This is a genomic window from Bradyrhizobium genomosp. III (genome assembly GCF_000261705.1).
GTDB classification, from domain to species: domain Bacteria; phylum Pseudomonadota; class Alphaproteobacteria; order Rhizobiales; family Xanthobacteraceae; genus Bradyrhizobium; species Bradyrhizobium ottawaense.
This window is the reverse complement of sequence record NZ_AJQF01000560.1, coordinates 1-4,057: the sequence shown is the minus strand read 5'-3', so window position 1 is coordinate 4,057 and position 4,057 is coordinate 1. Positions and strand designations below refer to the sequence as shown.

Sequence of the window (4,057 nt, the reverse complement as noted above, 5' to 3'; positions counted from 1 at the left end):
AGAATCACGTGGCGCTATTTAGGTACAGACCCTAGAACATGTCTCCGCGCAAAGCGCTCGATGGAGTCGAGCGGGTTCGCTCAAACGGCGCAATTGCCTTTCCCTAGAAGGTTTCGATCGACTAGGAATTGTTTTCAGACTCGAAGACAGCGTTCGATTATACTGGCCAGCCCGCTCAACGCGTAGCAGATCACAAAGAATATGCTCAGCACGCCCAGATAGATCTCGATGGCGTGTGAGTCTCCGGTTCCGACATACGCTAGTCTTTCTATCATTTGACGCGCCGATCCCAAGAGATCCGACACCCCAACAACGGACGTCAGTGCACTCGCCTGGACGAGAACGGTGAGCTGCCCGACGTAGGGCGGCAACGCACGCCGAAATGCTTGTGGCAAAATGACGAACACAAGCGCTTCCGTTGCGCTCAAGCCAAGCGCTCGGGCGCCCTGCTCTTGGCGATGTGGAATTGAATCCAAGGCGCCTCGAAAGACCTCACCGATGTTCGCCCCGCCCCAGAGCCCCAATCCGATTATTGCGGCCGTGAGTGGGCCCGTGCGGAGACCAATTTGCGGAAGGGCAAAGAACACGAAGAGGAGTATCATAAGCGACGGCACGCCGCGGAGCAACTCAACGTAAAGCCGTCCGACAAAGCGCGCGAACGTGAGCGTGCTTTGCGACAGAGCCGCGATCAGGAGACCAAGGATTGTCGCCAAAATGACGGTGAGCAGCGAGATCCACAAAGTAACCAAAAGGCTCTTACCAAGGTAAAGGGTGACAGGCCAAACCCAGTTGGTCATTTAACTACTCCCAGCCCCGGAACCGCGAGCCTGCGCTCGAACGTACGAGACAAAGCGCTTAGGATGCTGCACCCCAGCAGGTACATGAGACAAGCGATTCCGAAGGTCTCAAACACTTTAAACGTATCTGACACGATCCGGTTGGCGACATAGGTCAATTCCTGATAGCCGACGACGATCATGAAGGAGGACGACCTGAACTGCGTGATCGCCGTGGTTGTTGTTCCGGTGATCGCGATGCGCAACGCGATCGGGAGTGTGATGTCAAGAAAGGTCTGGAACGCCGGCAAGCCGAGAGCGCGAGCTGCCGTCACTTCGCCTTTCGGCACAGCTTCGAATGCGGCCCTGAAGACCTCCGTTTGATAAGCACCGCCCCACAATGCGAGCGCTAGCCAGGAAGTCTCGAACGGCGTCAGACGGATGCCTATGTCGGGTAGCGCGTAGAACAGAAAGAGCTGGCTCCGGAAATCTGGACAGGGCGATGAGTGGAGTTTCTGCCTGACGGCGGGCAAGATTGTCCCGCGAATCAGGAGAGACGATGAGCAGACGAGCCCGCCGGCAGCACGCACTCGCATTCAAGGCCAAGGTGGCGTTAGCGGCGATCAAGGATCAAGGGCGAGATGACGCTGGCCGAGCTGGCTGAGCATTTCGACATGCATCCGAACCAGATCACGCAGTGGAAGTCCCAGCTTCAGGAAGCGGCGGCCGAGGTCTTTGGTCCTCGCGGTGGCAACAGAACGAGCGAGCCCGCGGGGGACGTGAAAACGCTGCACGCCAAGATCGGGGAGCTGACGCTTGAGAACGATTCCTAAGAAACGGCAGCATCTACTTTCGGCTCCAAGGGCAGGTGAACAAAGCCGAATGCCTTGGCACGCCGCTGCAAATTGTTGACCACTCGCGTCCGGTAGCGCGTCTCGTAGGACGAGGCCCCGGGATCGACATAGTCCATTCCGTATCGCACAGCATTGTAGAACAGAACTGCGATCTTCCGGGCCGTGGCGGTCACGGCCTTGGTCTTGCCAAAGCACTACTGCCGCTTCACAGCATAATGGCTGATCAGCCGTCGCAGTTCAGTTTCCGCCGCTGCGGTTGAACCAATACCTCGCTCAGGCAGTTGCTTGATCCTTCGATCTGGATGAAGGACCGCGTGGTCAAGCAGCAGACGCCGCTTCACAGACTGAGGCCGCGTTTGTTGAGCACCGTGTCCCTCAGAGCACCCTTGATCTCGCGAGCGATGTCCTTGCTGACCTGGGGTCCGAACTCCCGCTCGGCATCCGCAACGACATCGGCCTCAGCGCCGATCAGTCCCGCTTCAACGAGCTTTTGCTTCAGTCGGCCCGGGAACTCCTCCTCCAAGGCATCGGCGAGCTTTTCCTCCATCGTGGCATGGTGTTCCGGTTCAATGCGGAGCACCACATCGTCCCAAGGTTTCCAGTCCGTCGCCAAATAGTCGGCGAACCCCGTCGCCTCCTTGCTCCGCACAGACGTCTCAGCCCTGTCAATGTCTTCCTCGGTGAGGTGAGAGTCGTAGAAGTAGTTCATGTCCGGGGCGATGTGCTGCAGCCCCAGCCGCTCGCGCAGCGTGGCCTGATAGGCAAGGTAGACCTCGATTTCGTCGACGTTGTTGATGGTGCCGCCTGTGCGGAGCGATTGGACCTTCTCGCGCGCGATCCCCCCCAGTGCCTCCAAGCGGAACATGACACGGCCTAGATCAACGAGGGCCGCTACCCCCTCGTTATTGTCATAGAGCCCGTTCTCGACGTTGGCGATCAGGCGCGCGGTTTGCATGCCGTTCCAGGTCAAAGTTCTGCGATCCGCGCAGCTCTCGTTGGCGTCAAGAGCAAGCTGGAAGTACTGCGCGCGCAATTGCGGGTTGGCCGCTGCCTGCCGCAGATCATTGGCCACCCCCTGCTGGAATCCTTCGTTCCCAGAGTTCACGGTATTCCGCAGCCCGTTGAGGAAGTCTGCGTATTGCTGGGCACCGGGTTCTTCTGCAAAGCTCTGCCACTTGGCCACCACCTCGGGATCGCCCTCCTTCGGATCCCCGTTGAGCCAGTCCGCTACTGCCTCGGGAAGAGACTCCGCAGCTACTGTCTCGAGAGGAAACGGCGCAACGGCGGCGTCCTCCCACTGATCTTCGTGCGTCTCAGACAAATCAAAGACGACCCTCGGGCCGGCATACCCATCGGTACTTTGGATTGTGTCCAGGTTCATCAGCATCTCCTGGGGCAGCGGATTGCCAGACACAACCACCTCCGCAGCAGCCCCCAACTGCGTTAGCAAGCCCGTGGGTAGGCTGGTTAGCTGGTTATCGTTAAGGTAAAGTCTTCCGAGACTGGTCGGGAGAGTCTCGGGCAGGCTCGTCAATTGGTTTACACCAACGTCAAGGCTTCCGAGACTGGCCGGGAGAGTCTCGGGCAGGCTCGTCAATTGGTTTACACTAACGTCAAGGCTTTCGAGCCTGGCCGGGAGGGCCTCGGGCAGGCTCGTCAATTGGTTGTTGCCGACGTTGAGGCCCTCGAGCGCGGCCGGGAGGGTCTCAGGCAGGCTGGTGAGCCGATTGCTCCACACGTCCAGCAAGGCGAGCCCGGCCGGAAGCGCGGGCAAGCTGACCAACTGATTCCCATTAACATTGAGCGAATTGAGCGCGTCAGGGAGAGTCTCGGGCAGACTGGTCAGCCGGTTGAAGGACGCGTCGAGCGAGTGGAGCCCGGCTGGAAGTGGAGGCAGGCTGGTGAGGCGCAGCATTGCAAGATTCAGCTCGCCCTGATTCCAAGCATTCACTCGCCTTACAGCCTCTTGTCGATCCTCGAGCGGGTTCTGCCCCTCTTCGGCAGCCCACTCCTCCAGCATCTGGTCGTGCCCCCCCTCCGCAGGAGCAGAATCCCCGAGATTTGCCGGATCGTCAGCGGCGAGCACCGCGTGGGTCAAGACTCCAACCCACTGCGCCTCCTCACCTTCCCGGTCCTCGCGGCCGGAAGATTCGGTGCTGCCATTACCGCGCTGAGCCTGCCCTGCATCAAAGGGATCCATTTCCTGCTCCTTGTCGGACTGAGCAAATTATGCGACCTCTCGGCCCACATCGAACGTTGCAGCCTCTAAGACATTTAGCTTACGTCGAGCTGACGAGCGTTGAACCATGTTGAGGAAGCGATCTGCGCAATTTGTGAAGGAGTTCGGCTTCGATTCGGTGCAGCCTTTCGGCTTGAGCCAGATGAGGTCAGAGGGTACCGTCAAGTTAACGAATTGGAGCGGCGGAG

Annotated in this window: 3 protein-coding genes and 2 pseudogenes; 1 reads left to right on the top strand and 4 read right to left on the bottom strand. The window is 59.2% G+C overall.

The window, feature by feature from the left end:
* Window positions 1–134: 134 nt before the first annotated feature.
* Both IC66_RS0141970 and IC66_RS0141965 read right to left on the bottom strand, forming a co-directional pair.
* Entirely contained in the window at window positions 135–797 is a 663-nt protein-coding gene (locus IC66_RS0141970) for an amino acid ABC transporter permease (protein ID WP_038951344.1), read from the bottom strand.
* Window positions 794–1,309, bottom strand: coding sequence for an ABC transporter permease subunit (locus IC66_RS0141965; RefSeq protein ID WP_028144277.1), 516 nt, complete (start codon window positions 1,307–1,309; stop codon window positions 794–796). The genes IC66_RS0141970 and IC66_RS0141965 overlap by 4 nt, the downstream gene beginning before the upstream one ends.
* A gap of 26 nt (window positions 1,310–1,335) precedes the next feature.
* Between IC66_RS0141965 and IC66_RS0141960 the strand changes: the two are divergent.
* Window positions 1,336–1,603: pseudogene (locus IC66_RS0141960) on the top strand (transposase); the annotation flags it as partial.
* 2 nt (window positions 1,604–1,605) lie between these two features.
* On the opposite strand, the pseudogene IC66_RS0141955 reads toward IC66_RS0141960, so the two are convergent.
* Both IC66_RS0141955 and IC66_RS0141950 read right to left on the bottom strand, forming a co-directional pair.
* Window positions 1,606–1,818, bottom strand: a pseudogene (locus IC66_RS0141955) (IS110 family transposase); the annotation flags it as partial.
* Window positions 1,819–1,967: 149 nt separating this feature from the next.
* Window positions 1,968–3,830 carry an NEL-type E3 ubiquitin ligase domain-containing protein gene (locus tag IC66_RS0141950; protein WP_011084490.1) on the bottom strand — a complete coding sequence of 621 codons (1,863 nt, stop codon included), beginning with the start codon at window positions 3,828–3,830 and terminating at the stop codon, window positions 1,968–1,970.
* Between the last annotated feature and the right edge of the window lie 227 nt (window positions 3,831–4,057).